Origin of the sequence: Pokkaliibacter sp. MBI-7 (assembly GCF_029846635.1) — a bacterium.
Classification (GTDB): domain Bacteria; phylum Pseudomonadota; class Gammaproteobacteria; order Pseudomonadales; family Balneatricaceae; genus Pokkaliibacter.
On sequence record NZ_JARVTG010000002.1, the window covers coordinates 1,637,289 to 1,651,843 of the forward strand.

At 54.4% G+C, this 14,555-nt stretch carries 14 protein-coding genes, 1 pseudogene and 1 other annotated feature; of the genes and pseudogenes, 12 read left to right on the forward strand and 3 right to left on the reverse strand.

The window, feature by feature from the left end; genetic code table 11:
- The first annotated feature begins 397 nt into the window (after nucleotides 1-397).
- The 3 genes and pseudogenes from QCD60_RS27120 to QCD60_RS27130 all read left to right on the forward strand — a co-directional run bounded on the left by QCD60_RS27120 (nucleotide 398) and on the right by QCD60_RS27130 (nucleotide 3,686).
- Nucleotides 398-1,613: pseudogene (locus QCD60_RS27120) on the forward strand (IS3 family transposase).
- Nucleotides 672-788 (forward strand) — a sequence feature (AL1L pseudoknot). (Overlaps the previous pseudogene by 117 nt.)
- A gap of 89 nt (nucleotides 1,614-1,702) precedes the next feature.
- Nucleotides 1,703-2,920: an IS256 family transposase gene (locus QCD60_RS27125; protein WP_279784912.1), complete on the forward strand. Its 1,218-nt coding sequence runs from the start codon at nucleotides 1,703-1,705 to the stop codon at nucleotides 2,918-2,920.
- A 559-nt stretch (nucleotides 2,921-3,479) separates the two neighbouring features.
- Complete coding sequence (locus QCD60_RS27130) at nucleotides 3,480-3,686, forward strand: cold-shock protein (RefSeq protein WP_279790136.1); 207 nt, start codon at nucleotides 3,480-3,482, stop codon at nucleotides 3,684-3,686.
- A 493-nt stretch (nucleotides 3,687-4,179) separates the two neighbouring features.
- On the opposite strand, the gene QCD60_RS27135 is transcribed toward QCD60_RS27130, so the two are convergent.
- Nucleotides 4,180-4,392 carry an aldo/keto reductase gene (locus QCD60_RS27135; protein ID WP_279790138.1) on the reverse strand — a complete coding sequence of 71 codons (213 nt, stop codon included), beginning with the start codon at nucleotides 4,390-4,392 and terminating at the stop codon, nucleotides 4,180-4,182.
- 277 nt (nucleotides 4,393-4,669) lie between these two features.
- On the opposite strand from QCD60_RS27135, the gene QCD60_RS27140 reads away from it, so the two are divergent.
- The 9 genes from QCD60_RS27140 to QCD60_RS27180 all read left to right on the forward strand — a co-directional run bounded on the left by QCD60_RS27140 (nucleotide 4,670) and on the right by QCD60_RS27180 (nucleotide 13,116).
- A complete protein-coding gene (locus QCD60_RS27140) occupies nucleotides 4,670-4,882 on the forward strand; it encodes a helix-turn-helix domain-containing protein (RefSeq protein WP_279790140.1) in 213 nt (70 codons plus the stop codon).
- On the forward strand, nucleotides 4,879-6,450 hold the full coding sequence (locus QCD60_RS27145) for a type I restriction-modification system subunit M (protein ID WP_279790142.1): 1,572 nt from the start codon (nucleotides 4,879-4,881) through the stop codon (nucleotides 6,448-6,450). The genes QCD60_RS27140 and QCD60_RS27145 overlap by 4 nt, the downstream gene beginning before the upstream one ends.
- A complete protein-coding gene (locus tag QCD60_RS27150; protein WP_279790144.1) occupies nucleotides 6,447-7,667 on the forward strand; it encodes a restriction endonuclease subunit S in 1,221 nt (406 codons plus the stop codon). The genes QCD60_RS27145 and QCD60_RS27150 overlap by 4 nt, the downstream gene beginning before the upstream one ends.
- Entirely contained in the window at nucleotides 7,664-8,224 is a 561-nt protein-coding gene (locus QCD60_RS27155) for a hypothetical protein (RefSeq protein WP_279790147.1), read from the forward strand. Before QCD60_RS27150 ends, QCD60_RS27155 begins: the two co-directional genes overlap by 4 nt.
- A 107-nt stretch (nucleotides 8,225-8,331) precedes the next feature.
- A complete protein-coding gene (locus QCD60_RS27160; protein WP_279790149.1) occupies nucleotides 8,332-8,472 on the forward strand; it encodes a hypothetical protein in 141 nt (46 codons plus the stop codon).
- A 103-nt stretch (nucleotides 8,473-8,575) separates the two neighbouring features.
- Nucleotides 8,576-9,826: an IS4 family transposase gene (locus tag QCD60_RS27165; protein ID WP_279782765.1), complete on the forward strand. Its 1,251-nt coding sequence runs from the start codon at nucleotides 8,576-8,578 to the stop codon at nucleotides 9,824-9,826.
- Between the two features lie 12 nt (nucleotides 9,827-9,838).
- Nucleotides 9,839-11,143, forward strand: a complete 1,305-nt coding sequence (locus QCD60_RS27170) for an HsdR family type I site-specific deoxyribonuclease (protein ID WP_279790151.1) — start codon at nucleotides 9,839-9,841, stop codon at nucleotides 11,141-11,143.
- Nucleotides 11,089-12,867: a hypothetical protein gene (locus QCD60_RS27175; RefSeq protein ID WP_279790153.1), complete on the forward strand. Its 1,779-nt coding sequence runs from the start codon at nucleotides 11,089-11,091 to the stop codon at nucleotides 12,865-12,867. The genes QCD60_RS27170 and QCD60_RS27175 overlap by 55 nt, the downstream gene beginning before the upstream one ends.
- A gap of 108 nt (nucleotides 12,868-12,975) precedes the next feature.
- Entirely contained in the window at nucleotides 12,976-13,116 is a 141-nt protein-coding gene (locus QCD60_RS27180; RefSeq protein ID WP_347950266.1) for a hypothetical protein, read from the forward strand.
- 66 nt (nucleotides 13,117-13,182) lie between these two features.
- On the opposite strand, the gene QCD60_RS27185 is transcribed toward QCD60_RS27180, so the two are convergent.
- Together QCD60_RS27185 and QCD60_RS27190 are read right to left on the reverse strand one after the other, a co-directional pair.
- Entirely contained in the window at nucleotides 13,183-13,512 is a 330-nt protein-coding gene (locus QCD60_RS27185; protein WP_279790155.1) for a hypothetical protein, read from the reverse strand.
- Nucleotides 13,513-13,554: 42 nt separating this feature from the next.
- Nucleotides 13,555-14,433 (reverse strand): hypothetical protein, encoded by an 879-nt coding sequence (locus tag QCD60_RS27190; RefSeq protein WP_279790157.1) that lies wholly within the window; start codon nucleotides 14,431-14,433, stop codon nucleotides 13,555-13,557.
- Nucleotides 14,434-14,555 lie beyond the last annotated feature (122 nt).

A 14,555-nucleotide genomic window follows, 5' to 3' on the forward strand; every position in this document is an offset into this window, starting at 1 on the left:
CACCAGTCCCAGACCGCGCCGGAAGGCACCTTTCTGAGCTACAGGCTCTATCCCTGCAAATTGCGAGTCTACCTGAGGGGCCAGTTCGGCCCGTTGATCGTCACGGTATCTGGGCAGATTGGCGTGCAGTTGCCGTAGCTGATCAAAGTCATTCATGCACCTATTTCAGAAACGAAAAAGCGGGCTCCATGGTCCACTGATAAAGGCTCAATCGGGTTTCAACCCGAATTCTGAGAAGCACGTTTTCTACCATCTGAGCCAGTTCAAACTGATATTGAAGCAGTGTCACTCTCACCAGAAAAACTGCACACCCAACGAGCAGGCTCGACTACGATTTCGTAGGACAATGAACCGCCCCGGCTTTCGCGGAGGCTCCAACTTTTGAGAAGATGGAGCCATGAAAAAGAACAGCAAGTTTTCCCCTGAAGTCCGTGAGCGTGCGGTACGGATGATGTTTGAGCAGCGCGGTGAGCATGAGTCTCAGTGGGCTGCGATCGTATCGATCGCCAGCAAGATAGGCTGTAACCCACAGACGTTGTGTAACTGGGTGCGCCAGTATGAGCGTGATACGGGTCAGCGTGATTGACCACTCGCGAGCAGGAGCGGATCAGGTCGTTGGAGCGCGAGGTGCGGGAGCTGCGCAAAACCAACGAGATCCTGCGTCTGGCCAGCGCGTTTTTTGCCCAGGCGGAGCTCGACCGCCGCTTCAAGTCATAAGATCGTTCATCGACCAACAGCGGGCGCGGTTCGGGGTCGAGCCGCTCTGCAAGGTTCTGCAGATTGCCCCGTCCGCTTACCGGCGCCATGTTGCACGACAACGTCAGCCGGACCTGCGCAGCCGCCGAGACAAGCGCGATGAGGCGCTCAGCCACGACATTCGGCGGGTCTGGGAAGAGAACCTGCAGGTCTACGGTGCTGACAAGGTGTGGCGTGCGCTCAAGCGCCAGGGCGTTGCCGTGGCCCGCTGTACGGTGGAGCGATTGATGAAGCGTTTAGGACTGCATGGCGTACGCCGGGGCAAGGCGGTGCGAACCCCCCATGGAGATGAAAGCAGGCCCTGCCCGCTGGATCGGGTTAATCGGCAGTTCGTAGCCCAGCGCCCCAACCAGCTATGGGTCTCGGATTTCACCTATGTTTCGACCTGGCAAGGGTTCGTGTATGTGGCCTTCGTGGTGGATGTATTCTCGCGTTTCATTGTCGGCTGGCGCGTGAGCCGCAGCATGAGCACCGACTTCGTGCTGGATGCGCTGGAGCAGGCGCTATACGCCCGACGGCCAGAGCGGAACGCGCTGATCCACCACAGCGACCGGGGCTCGCAGTATGTGTCGCTGCGTTACAGCGAGCGGCTGGCTGAGATGGGGGTCGCGCCATCGGTGGGCAGCAAGGGCGACAGCTACGACAACGCGCTGGCAGAGACGATCAACGGTCTGTACAAGGCCGAAGTGATCCACCGGCGCCGCTGGCGCAGCCTGGAAGAGGTGGAACTGGCGACCCTCAATTGGGTGTCGTGGTTCAATCACCAGCGGCTGCTTGAGCCACTTGGCTATATTCCACCGGCAGAAGCTGAGGCAAACTACTACCGCAACCTCGGGAGTCAGGCCATTGCGGCTTGACTCAAACCAACCAGCCTCCGCGGGTCTGTAAATTGAACTGTGTAACTGCGTTTATGGGATGATGCGGGAACACCGCGAGGAGCAGTTACATGGCACTAACGCCAGAGATGTTGGATGAGCTGACTCAGGAATGTAAGACCCCGGAGGATGTCAGCAAGCTGTACGCCCAGATGCTGCAACACATGATCAATCGCAGCCTGCAAGCCGAGATGGACGACCACCTTGGCTACGACCGCCACGACAAAGCCGAGCCCGGTGCCAAGCGGGGCAATACCCGTAACGGCAAGAGCCGTAAAACGGTGCAGAGTGATGTCGGCGACTTGCTCATAGAGACTCCCCGCGACCGAGAAGGCCGCTTCGAGCCACAGCTGCTCAAGAAGCGGCAAGTTCGGCTGGCGGGGATGGAAGACAAGATCCTGACACTGTACGCCAAGGGCATGACCACGCGTGATATCGAGAGTGCGCTGGTGGACTTATACGGTGTGACGATTTCGCACACACTCATCGCCCAGGTTACTGATGCGGTTCTGGAGGAAGCCAAAGCGTGGCAGACGCGACCGCTGGAAGCGATTTACCCCATCGTCTGGCTGGATGGTCTGGTGGTCAAGGTACAGCACAACAAGCAGGTGGTGAACAAGTCAGCGCACGTTGTGCTTGGCGTCAATCTGCGCGGCGAGAAAGAAGTGCTGGGTCTGTGGCTGGCCGAAAGCGAAGGGGCGAAGTTCTGGTTGTCGGTGCTGACGGAGTTGCGTCATCGTGGCGTGCAGGATATTTACATCGCCAGTATGGACGGCCTGAAGGGGTTGCCGGAAGCGGTCAACGCGGTGTTTCCGAAAACGTTGACCCAGCTGTGTATTGTGCATCTGGTGCGCGCCAGCTTGCGTTATGTCAACACCAAAGACAGCAAGGTCGTTGTGGGTGCCCTGAAGCGAATTTACACATCGGCGACAGCGGACGAAGCCGTGCGCGAACTGGATGACTTTGAGAGCGATTGGGGTGAGAAATATCGGGCGGTGGTGCGGTTGTGGCGCGGTCACTGGGACAACATCATACCGTTCTTCCAGTTCCTGCCGGAGATCCGGAAAGTGATCTACACGACCAACGCCATCGAATCCCTGAACATGAGCCTGCGGAAACTGACACGTAATCGGCGCATTTTTCCGAACGACGATTCGGCACTCAAGTCACTCTTTCTGGCTATCCGCGAAGCATCGAAGAACTGGAAGGCTATTCATCACTGGAAACCGGCACTACAGAGTTTTCAGGTGATGTTTGGGGAGGAGCGCGTGCCGCTGGCCGCACTCTGAAAGGGAGCAGTTACACAGTTCGTTTGACAGACCCGCCTCCGCAAAACTCGGGGTGGTTCACAATCTTTCGATATCAAAACATGAGAAAAAACACTTCCTCATTTTTATTTAAAATAAATCGCTAAAAAAACGGCAAGAAAATTTATTTTTTCACCATCCGCAATGATGGATAAAAATGATAATAGTGTTGAATTACAACAATTTTAGGAGTGACTTTCCAATGGTGTTGACACTTTTTCTAAGCTAACCCGCACATCATCCGAAGGTAGTTTTCAGCCCCCACAATAATAAAGTTATCAATTCAGTAGTAATTAGGGTATGGTGTCGTTCTGCAATCGAGTGACACCTAGTACTTCTTCCGAAAAAATATTTCCGGAAGATAGAATTTTCTGTCTGGCAGTGCTGCAAGACCCTTCCTATTTCTTATGTAGTAGTGATAAAGATTTTGCGGTGAAACACTTTTAGCGATGCTAAAAATGTTGGCAATTGTTATCTGTTTTCGTAATGGTGATAGTGAAAACAGACTTATTAATTCTCACCTTATGAAGACGAGTACAGTATGAACGAAGGTACAGTTAAGTGGTTTAATTCCGATAAAGGTTTTGGCTTTATTTCTCCGAATGATGGCAGCAAAGATCTTTTTGTACACCATTCTGAAATTCTGGCAGGTGGCAGTTTCGCCACTCTGATCGAAGGTCAGAAGGTGGAGTTTGATATTGGCCAGGGCCAAAAAGGTCCATGCGCAAACAAGGTTCGTGTTGTTTAATAAAACAACCTGAACATTTGTTGAGAAAGCTGCCTGTTAGGTGGCTTTTTTCATTTAGTCAGCCCCAATACCATATAGCCCATTCTCTTTATCCCCGCCTGCATTTTCTGTGTATCCTTTCATCCCGATAAAAAATCGTATTCAAAAAATAAAAATTTAAAACGATATCTTATACAGAAGTATTAACTGGCCAAATTCCTTCTATACACGTCATCCACTACCTCTCATCTGGGCCAGTTGCATGCGTTGTCCGCTGTCGCACCGTCTTCCGGTGATCACGCTGGTGACCGATCTGCCAGACAGTGGCCGGATTGCCTATGTGGTGCCGGACAACCGGCAGATGGGGCGCTTTATTGGCCCGACACTTCGAGCGCAGCAAGCCGGAGGAGTGCACGCCGTTCAATATTTTTATCCGCGAGCACTGCCCGGCAGCGGACTGAACCGCGCCCGGAGGGATGAGCAGGCGGCCAGTACATCCCTGAAGAGCAGGTTATCAGGTGGGATACGTCACGCCACTCAGCCACTTCACCCTGGCCGGATCACGATGGGAGAAGAACGCGCTTTCGTTACGGTCGAGGGTAGCGATGCTGACCATGTCGTCATCACTCAGGTGGAAATTGAAGACATCGATATTTTCCAAAATGCGTGACGGTGTCACCGACTTGGGAATCACCACCACGCCACGCTGCAACAGCCAGCGCAGCACAGACCAGCACCGCAACGAGCAGGCGCGGGGCTAACCTGATGTGGATAGCTGCGGCACGGGCAAGATAGACATCAATGGTGGTGGGCTGGGCGGTCATGGTGGGAGCCGGGTTGAATGCTAACGCCACCCTTCACGCGCTGAACAATCAGGAAGCCAAGAGAAAGATGATGCCCACGGCACCGAAACCTCGTCTGCCGCCCATCAACCTGATAAATTGCAACCTTTACGATTTAAACCGACTTATTACTACCCTCACCCCTACTACCTGAGCGCTGCCATGACTGCTGAACCATGGGTGTCCGTAGATCAGATCGCCGAGCATCTGGGCGTGACACGCGACTCGATCTACCGCTGGATCGACCGCAAACACCTGCCCGCACACCGCGTGGGGCGGTTGTGGAAGTTTCAGGTATCGGAAGTGGATGAATGGGTGCGCGCCGGTGGCGCGGATGAAGACAAAATGAAAGACGCAACAGGAAACCAAGCATGACCAGCATCCAACAACGCGCCGCCCTGCAACGCCAGATCTGGCAAATCGCTAACGATGTCCGCGGTGCCGTCGATGGTTGGGATTTCAAGCAGTACGTGCTCGGCACGTTGTTCTACCGCTTTATCAGCGAAAACTTTGCGACCTACATCGAAGGCGGTGACGACAGCGTCAACTATGCCGAGCTGCCAGACAGCGTCATCACAGCGGACATCAAAGACGACGCCATCAAGACCAAGGGCTATTTCATCTACCCCAGCCAGCTGTTTGCCAAAGTCGCTGCCAAGGCCAACACCAACGAGCGCCTGAATACCGATCTGGCCAACATCTTTGCCGCCATTGAAAGCTCAGCCAACGGCTACCCTTCCGAGCACGACATCAAGGGCCTGTTTGCCGACTTCGACACCACCAGCAATCGCCTCGGCAACACCGTCAAGGACAAGAACAGCCGCCTGGCGGCTGTGCTCAAAGGCGTGGCCGAGCTGGACTTTGGCCATGCTTTTTATGAAAAGAGTGACGCCAGCCACATCGACCTGTTCGGCGATGCCTACGAATTCCTCATCTCCAACTATGCCGCCAACGCGGGCAAATCCGGCGGTGAGTTCTTCACCCCGCAGCATGTCTCCAGGCTGATCGCCCGGCTGGCGATGCACAAGCAAACCAGCGTCAACAAGATTTATGACCCGGCCTGCGGCTCGGGTTCGCTGCTGTTGCAGGCCAGAAAGCACTTTGATGAGCACATCATTGAAGACGGCTTCTTCGGGCAGGAACTCAACCACACCACGTATAACCTGGCGCGGATGAATATGTTCCTGCATAACATCAACTACGATAAGTTCAACATCCAGCTTGGCGACACCCTGCGCGAACCGCACTTTGGCGACGACAAACCGTTTGACGCCATCGTCTCCAACCCGCCGTATTCGGTGAAATGGATAGGCTCCGACGACCCCACACTGATCAATGACGACCGCTTTGCTCCGGCGGGCGTGCTGGCGCCCAAGTCCAAGGCCGACTTCGCCTTTGTGCTGCACGCGCTGAGTTATCTCTCCAGCAAGGGCCGCGCCGCGATTGTATGCTTCCCCGGCATCTTCTACCGGGGCGGGGCCGAGCAGAAAATCCGCCAGTATCTGGTGGATAACAACTACGTGGAAACGGTGATCTCGCTGGCGCCCAACCTGTTCTTCGGCACCACAATCGCCGTGAATATTCTGGTGCTGGCCAAGAACAAAAAAGACACCACCACCCAGTTCATTGACGCCAGCAGCCTGTTCAAGAAAGAAACCAATAACAACGTGCTGCTGGATGCGCATATCGAACAGATCATGGCCGTGTTCGACAGCAAGGAAAACGTCGATCACTTTGCCAGGTCGGTGCCGTTTGAGGATGTGGTGGCCAAGGAATACAACCTGTCCGTCAGTAGCTACGTTGATGCCAAGGACAACCGCGAGGTGGTGAACATTGCCCAACTCAATGCCGAGCTGAAAACCACGGTTACACGGATTGACCAGCTGCGCAAAGAACTTGATGCCATCGTCGCGGAGATTGACGGCGAGGAGCTGGGGGCATGAACGATGTGAATTTCTTAGACAGGCTGCTGGATGGGGTATCGGTAGAGTGGAGGACGTTAGGGGAAGTCACGTCAATCAAGACTGGCCAAGCAGTTAATAAACAAATGATCTCTGCAAACCCAGGCGAGTACCCCGTAATTAATAGTGGACGAGAGCCACTCGGATTTATTGATGAATGGAACACTGACAATGATCCAATTGGCATTACGTCACGAGGTGCAGGGGTTGGCTCAGTAACATGGCAGCCTGGGAAATATTTCCGAGGGAATTTGAACTATTCGGTTACGATCAAAGATCCGAAGCTTGTCAGCACAAGATTCCTTTATCACCTACTGCTCAAATTGCAACCTGAAATCCAAGCACTTTGCACGTATGACGGCATTCCTGCATTGAATGCAAGCAATTTGAAGGATTTACTACTCCCCATTCCCTGCCCAGAAAATCCAAATAGATCGCTTGAAATTCAAGCTGAAATCGTCCGCACCCTGGACACCTTCACTGAGCTGACCGCCGAGCTGACCGCCGAGCTGACCGCCGAGCTTACTGCCCGCAAAAAACAATATAACTACTATCGTGATCAGTTGTTGAGTTTTGAGGATGGAGATGTGGAGTGGAAGACGTTGCCCGAAATGGCGATTGATTTTGGGCGCGGAAAATCAAAGCATCGTCCGCGGAATGATGAGAGCCTGTATGGTGGCGACGTGCCGTTTATTCAAACTGGTGACATCAGAAGCGCGTCTCACGTCATCACGGAATTCAACCAAACGTACAGCGAGCGCGGCCTGAAGCAAAGTAAGCTGTGGCCCAAAGGAACGCTGTGCATCACGATTGCGGCCAACATTGCTGAAACATCAATATTGGGCTTTGATGCCTGCTTTCCCGATAGTGTGATTGGATTTGTGGCTGACTCAAACAAGACCAGCTCGGGGTACGTTGAATACCTTCTTCAATCATTCAAGACCAAGCTGGAAGAAAAGGGGAAGGAGAAAAGCAGTGCTCAAAGCAATATCAACCTCGGCACGTTCGAGCAATTGAAGCTACCTTTCCCTCCTCTCGAAGAGCAAATCCGCATCGTCGCCATCCTCGACAAATTCGACGCCCTAACAAATTCCATCACCGAAGGCTTGCCCCGAGAAATCGAACTGCGCCAGAAGCAATACGCGTATTACCGCGATTTGCTGTTGAAATTTCCTAAACCACAAGAGGTGGCCGCATGAACCCCATTGACCAAACCCGGCAATTGGTGAGCGAAATCAACCGGCTGCACCGTGATTTTTCAAGCGATTATTTTGAGACCGGGAAGATAGAGAAAATCAATCTTTCCAGAACGATCCATCATGTGCCGGTACCTCATATTTACAAGTACCGCCTGACCCTGCATGAGTGCATCAATGATTATTTGATGACGGCCAGTATCGACATCAAATACTTTTACCGCGTTAAAACCCGCGAGAGCATTGACGACAAGATCGAACGCTTCGCCGGCCGCGAAGACCAATACCCGGTCAACAACTGGCTCAATGATATTTTTGGCGCCCGCATCATTCTCGGTGCGGACGACATTCGTGCTTTGATGGATGTGTTGGACGATTGGCAGGATGAACTGGGGCTGAAGAATTGGTATATGCGGGACAAAGCAGGCTATCGCGGCCTGCATGTTTACTTCAAGAATAAAAGCAATTTTTACTTCCCGTGGGAACTGCAAATCTGGGATGCCATGGATTTGCAAAGCAATATCGATAACCACGAAAAGTTCAAGCGCAGTTTTGTATGAGCCGCACCTGACCGGTGCGCAAAGAAAGTGCGCAGAGAAGCTGAATTTGCCCCACAGCCTGCGGGACAAATTGGGCGGATGAGAATTAGAACGCAGTGAGCAAAACCATGAGCGACTACAAAACCATTGCCGAATCGAGGAATTTCATCGTTCTGGACAAGTACGCCCGTGAATGGAAACCCGCCGAGAGCTACCAGAGCGAAAGTCAATCCACCCAAGTTAATGAAAAAACCAATATAAATCATTGACCTGTCGCTGATTTTGCGAGGTCGCCGTCCGACTAACCTGCTTTTTATCTCCTGTGTCGGACGGCGACCAATAGGGAACTCACTCCTCTGCGGCTGTGTTCCCATGTCTCTTTCTGCTCTGCTTCAGCGATTTATGACCTTTCTGCACTCTGATGCGTTCGCACAAAAGGCGCGTCACCCTGATCACCCCAATGGCTTCTCACGGCAACGCAAATTGCCACTGACCTCACTGGTTGCCTGCATGTTGCGCTCCATGAGTAAACGCGTGCAGGTGGAACTGGATCAGTTCTTTGCCTCCTGCCAGCATCAGCCCGGCCTCTCTCATTGCGTGTCAGAACAGGCCTTCGCCCAGGCGCGCACCAAACTGTCTCACTCCGCCTTTACCGCACTCAATGATCACCTGCTGGCGCTGCTGGAAAGCCACTCTTTGATACCGCGCTGGCGCGGCCTGCGTCTGGTTGCGGCGGATGCCTCGCACCTGAATCTGGCGGTACGGGCCTGCCACCGATCACGTGCGGCCCGCCCACAGCAGCTGGCCTTTGGCCTCTATCTGGTCGAGGCCGAGATGATGCTAGCCGCCACGCTATACTCCCCCCAGGTGGGTGAACGGCAGATGCTGTTTGAGCATCTGGACCGTCTGCGCGCGGATGACCTGCTGTTGCTGGATCGCGGTTACCCCTGCCGCTGGCTGGTGGCGGCATTAAACCAGCGAGGGATCCCGTTCTGCATGCGGGTCGATGCGCTGGGCTATCGCTGTGTCAGGGAGTTCATGTCCTCCGGTCTGAAAGATCAGGACGTGATGTTGCCCGCTCCCAGCCAGCAGGACGCCGCCTCGTATGAATGCCTGCCCACCCCTCAGCCCGTGCGGCTGGTCAAATATCGAACGCCAAAGGGGAAGGTCCATGTGGTGATGACGAACCTGATGGATCGTCAGCGCTTTCCGGCCAGCGTCTTTATGTCGCTGTACCATCAACGCTGGCGTATTGAAGAGGCGTTCAAACGGTTAAAGCACCGGCTGCAGATAGAGCAGGTATCGGGGTTGTCCCAACGAGCGGTCATGCAGGATTTTGCCGCCAAGATCGTCTGTGACAATCTGGAAAGGGTCGTGGTGATGTTCGCAGAACGGCAACATCGGGTCGGTGTTGATCAGGCGACCAACCGTGCTTACGGTCACATGGCGTTGAGAGATATTTTGCCCGTGGTACTGACCGGATGCGTGAAAGCCATGCAGCGGTTAGCGGAAGCGACAAAACAGATAGCGCGCTGTACATTTCCCCGACGACCGGGCACCTCTAAACCCCGACCAAAGGACCGCGGAAAGCCACGTAAGCATTTGATTCAAAAGACATGTTGAGGCTTAACTTGGGTGGATTGGAGCGAAAGTGATCTGGAGCGCGAACTGATCCAGGATCTGGTCAACCAAGGCTATGAATTGGCGGCTGCCATCAAGACGCCTGCCGACTTGCTGGCCAATGTACGCACCCAACTGCAAGCGCTCAACTCGGTGTCGTTCACCAATGGCGAGTGGTCGCGCTTTGTCGAGACCTGGCTCGACAAGCCCAGCGATGGCATCGTCGAGAAGACCCGCAAGGTTCACGACAACTACATCCACGACTTTGTCTTTGACGACAGGCGTATCCAGAACATCTACCTGTTCGACAAGAAGAACATCACCCGCAACAAGGTGCAGCTGATCAAGCAGTTTGAGCAGACAGGTAGTCATGCCAACCGCTATGACGTGACGATTCTGGTCAATGGCCTGCCGTTGGTGCAGGTGGAGCTGAAAAAGCGCGGCGTGGCCATCCGCGAGGCGTTTAATCAGGTGCATCGCTACAGCAAGGAGAGCTTCAATAGCGAGCATTCTCTGTTCAAGTATTTGCAGCTGTTTGTGATCTCCAACGGCACCGACAGCCGCTACTTTGCCAACACCACTCAGCGCAACAAGAACAGTTTCGACTTCACCATGAACTGGGCGAAGTCGGACAACAGCCTGATCAAAGACCTGAAGGACTTCACGGCCACCTTCTTCCAGAAGCACACCCTGCTCAATGTGCTGCTGCACTACTCGGTGTTTGATGTGAGCAACGCGCTGCTGGTGATGCGCCCATACCAGATTGCCGCCACGGAGCGCATTCTGTGGAAGATCAAGAGCAGCCATCAGGCCAAAAACTGGAGCACCACCGAAAGCGGTGGCTATATCTGGCACACCACCGGTTCGGGTAAGACCCTGACCAGCTTCAAGGCGGCGCGCCTGGCCACGGAGCTAGACTTCATCGACAAGGTGTTTTTCGTGGTAGACCGCAAGGATCTGGACTACCAGACCATGAAGGAATACCAGCGTTTCTCGCAGGATAGCGTGAATGGCTCGGACAGTACGGCAGGCCTGAAGCGCAATCTGGAAAAGGACGACAACAAAATCGTCGTCACCACCATCCAGAAGCTCAACAACCTGATGAAGAGCGAGGCGGACTTGCCCATCTACGGCAAGCAGGTGGTGTTCATCTTCGACGAGTGCCACCGCAGCCAGTTTGGTGAAGCCCAGAAGAACCTGAAGAAGAAATTCAGGAAGTTCTGCCAGTTCGGTTTCACCGGCCGCCCATCTTCCCGGAGAACGCTTTGGGCGCCGAAACCACGGCCAGCGTGTTTGGCCGTGAGCTGCACTCGTATGTGATCACCGATGCGATCCGTGACGAGAAAGTGTTGAAGTTCAAGGTGGACTACAACGATGTTCGCCCGCAGTTCAAAGCCATCGAGACCGAGCAGGACGAGAAGAAGCTGAGTGCGGCAGAGAACAGGCAGGCGCTGCTGCACCCGGATCGTATCCGCGAGATCACCCAGTACATCCTGAACAACTTCCGGCAGAAAACCCACCGCCTGCATGCGGGCAGCTCTCGTGGCAGTGGGGGCTTTAACGCCATGTTTGCGGTCAGCAGTGTGGATGCTGCCAGGCTGTATTACGAGTGCTTCCGGGAATTACAAAAGGGCAGCGACAAGCCTCTGAAGGTGGCCACCATCTTCTCGTTCGCGGCCAATGAGGAGCAGGACGCCATTGGCGACATTCAGGACGAGAGCTTTGATGCCTCGGCCATGAACAGCAGCGCCAAGGAGTTCCTGAGCGCGGCCATTGCCGACTACAACGCGCTCTTCAAGACCAACTTCAGCGTGGACAGCAACGGCTTCCAGAACTACTACCGCGATCTGGCCAAACAGGTGAAGGCCAGGGAGATTGACCTGCTGATCGTGGTGGGCATGTTCCTGACCGGCTTTGATGCACCCACGCTCAACACGTTGTTTGTCGACAAGAACCTGCGCTTCCACGGGTTGATGCAGGCCTATTCGCGCACCAACCGTATCTTCGATGCCACCAAGACCTTCGGCAACATCGTCACCTTCCGCGACCTGGAGCAGGCAACCATCGACGCCATCACCCTGTTCGGTGACAAGAACACCAAGAACGTGGTGCTGGAGAAGAGCTACACGGAGTACATGGAAGGCTTCACCGATGCAACTACCGGCGTGGCACGGCGTGGCTTTGTGGAGGTGGTGAAGGAACTGGAAACTCGCTTCCCTGACCCAGCGGCCATTGAAAAGGAGGCCGACAAGAAGGCCTTCGCCAAGCTGTTCGGCGAATATTTGCGCGTTGAGAACGTGCTGCAGAACTATGACGAGTTCGCCAGCCTGAAAGCGCTGCAGGACGTGGATATTAATGACCCTGCGGCAGTGGAAGCGTTCAAGGCCACCCACTATCTGAGCGATGACGACCTGACCGCACTGCAAGCCATCACGCTCCCCGCCGAACGGAAAATTCAGGACTACCGCTCTACTTACAACGACGTGCGCGATTGGCTGCGTCGTGAAAAAGCGGGGGCTGAGAAGGAAAAATCCACCATCGACTGGGATGACGTAGTCTTTGAGGTAGACCTGCTCAAATCGCAGGAAATCAATCTGGATTACATCCTTGAACTGATCTTCGAGCACAACAAGAAGACCAGGAGCAAGTCGGAACTGGTGGATGAAGTGCGGCGGGTGATCCGCGCAAGTCTTGGCAACCGCGCGAAAGAAAGTCTGGTGGTGGACTTCATCAACCAGACCGATCTGGACCAGATCGGTGACAAGGCCAGCGTGATAGACGCCTTCTTTACCTTTGCCCAAGCCGAGCAGCAGCGTGAAGCACAAGAACTGATCAGCGCCGAAAGCCTCAACGCCGAGGCGGCAAGGCGCTATATCACTACTTCACTCAAGCGGGAGTTTGCCAGCGACAGCGGTACAGAACTAAACGCAGTGCTGCCCAGAATGAGCCCGTTAAACCCGCAGTACCTGACCAAAAAGCAAACCGTATTCCAGAAAATCGCGGCCTTTGTGGAGAAGTTCAAAGGCGTGGGCGGCGTGATATGAGCCAACGTAAAACCACCCCAGCCCGCCGGGAAAACCGAGGCTTCCCTCGTTTGCTCTTCGGCGGCGGTTCCCCTGCTGTATGCCGGTATCACCGTCTATTCTCCTCTAATGCTGGCATTCTGTGCTGAGCACAACATCACGGCGGATATCGAACTGATCTCCGCCGGGCAGATTAACGAAGCCTTTGCACGGTTGGAGAAAGGCGATGTGACATATCGCTTCGTGGTGGATATGGCCACCCTGCAATAACACCGGCGCCATAAACAAAAACGGGCTGGTTGTGCACCAGCCCGTTTTCTTTCCTCTTTGCAATCCTCAGCCACCCTGACCGTGGTCAAGCGCGCCGTAATACTGGCTGTCCAGCATGGCGAAGGCCAACACCAGCGCAATGCAGACCAGCACCGCGACGAGCAGGCGAATAGTTACGGGCCGTTGTCTGGCCGCTCGTCCCAGCATCAGGCTGTATCCCATCAGCAGCAGGCCGGGCACGGCAAAGTAGTAATACAGGCTGCGCACGGCAGCTGCGTAGTCGGTGACGTAACCATCCGGACCACCAGTGAAATAGGCGTACTGGCTGTAGCCAAAGGCCAGTATCAGCAGCACCAGCAGGCTCAGGGCATATGACAATGCAGAGGCCATCTTCATTATTGTTACTCCATACCAAAAAGTGTCAGGCAGCGTTATCCGTCAGCTGGTTGGCGCGATAACCGTGCGCTCAACCACACCCCGAGTCACCAGCGGCGCATAGCCGAACTGATGCTGCAGTTGCCACCAGGCGGTAATGCCCTTGGCTGCATCAGACAGGTTGTAACTGCTGGAGGCACCGAACTCGACCAGATCATCATCATCCAGACCAAAGACATCGTAAAAGACGTACTTGAGCTTCATCTGATAGCGCTGTTCTTCGGTCGATATACGATAGTCAGTAGCAATCACATAGGCGTACTGGAAGCCATTGATCATCAGCCCCAGCCCGTTGCCGAAGTCGCCCGTGCCCAGCACCTTGTTACCGAGATTGACGGCAGGCACCGCCAGATCCGTCAGGGTTTTCATCTGGTTGATGTCCCAACCGGCGCTCTTCAGCGCCTGATGGATACGCACTTTTCCGGCTGAGCGATGAGCCGAATTGGGGGCCGATACCGCCGCGTCGCAGAAGTAACTGATGTTGCTATGTTGTGCCAGCGCAGTATTCAGTGCCGCGTCGGCGAAGATGCGCACGGAATCCTTCCCGGTGAGGAAGTCTTCCACCAGTCGTCTGGCCATGCCCGACTGATCATTGCTGGCAAACTCATCCAGCAGTTCCCGCACCTGAGGAATCAGATCACTTTCCTTGACGCCCACGGTACGTCCACCGGAAACAGCATTACCGGGCAGGCACATGGACGGGGTTGTTACCGTGCCTTTAAAGCCATAGGTGATGTCCTGACCATAGCGTGGCACGTAGCCTGCCGGCAGCGCATAGGTATCGGGAAAGGGGTATGTCGGCTTCAGGTACTTGTCCTGAGCGATGGCGACGACTTTGGGGGCACGCAATAAATTGGGGGATTGAGCGAGGGACGTAGACACGTATGCTTTCCTTTCTTTCCGTTGAAAGACAACGACCAGTCATTGGTCGCTACAGCGTCCTTGTATGCTTGAGCAAAGTAGTTCAGCTGACCGAAACAGCCCGGTATCGTACAGCCGGGTCC